The 847-nt window shown below is 68.0% G+C and carries 1 protein-coding gene; it reads left to right on the forward strand.

The window, feature by feature from the left end:
- Positions 1 to 56: 56 nt before the first annotated feature.
- The coding region (locus tag J0A65_RS24430; RefSeq protein WP_206596849.1) for a DUF1329 domain-containing protein at positions 57 to 847 on the forward strand (791 nt) is incomplete at its 3' end.

Consider the following 847-nt stretch of genomic DNA (forward strand, 5'->3'; position numbering starts at 1 on the left):
GACCGCGATCACCTCGCGCTCAACGTCTCCTACTCCTTCTGATGGCAGGACCCGCAATGACCAGAACCCTTCTACGGACCTGTACGGTCCTGTTTTCCCTCGGCCTGCTGCTGCCCCTGGTGGCCCAGGCCAGGGTGAGTGCCGACCAGGCGGCGCAACTGCAGGGCACGCTGACCCCCTTCGGCGCCGAGCGCCAGGGCGATGCGGCCAAGGGCATTCCGCAGTGGACCGGTGGCATGACGCAGGCGCCGGCCGGTTATGGCGGCCCGGGCAGCTTCCACGTCGATCCCTATGCCGAGGAAACGCCGCTGCGGGTGATCGACGCCAGCACCATGCAGGCCGACGCGGACAACCTCAGCGACGGCGTCAAGGCGCTGCTCAAGGCCTATCCACAGACCTTCAAGCTGCCGGTCTACCCCAGCCACCGCAGCTTTTCCGCACCGGAGGACATCTACCGCAACACCGCCGTCAATGCGCAGCAGGCCGAACTGAGCGACTCCGGCTACGGCCTGGTGGGCGCCTATGGCGGCATTCCGTTCCCGATCCCGGCCGATGGCCGCGAGGCGATCTGGAACCACATCGCCCGCTGGCAGGCGCGCTACACCGACGAGGTGGCGGTGACCGCGCAGGTCACCACCAGCGGCAACTACTCGCTGTTGCGCGAGCGCATCCAGCTGCTGTCCAGCTACTACGACCCGAAGAAGGACGCCGGGAGCCTGGGCAATCGCCTCTACTATTTCGCCAGCGAACTGCTGCCGCCGTCGCGCGACGTGGGCCGCGCGCTGCTGGTGCACGAGCCCATCGACCAGGTCGCCGAGCCGCGCTCGGCGTGGATCTACAACCCCGG

Source organism: Bowmanella yangjiangensis, assembly GCF_017255015.1.
Lineage (GTDB): Bacteria > Pseudomonadota > Gammaproteobacteria > Enterobacterales > Alteromonadaceae > Bowmanella > Bowmanella yangjiangensis.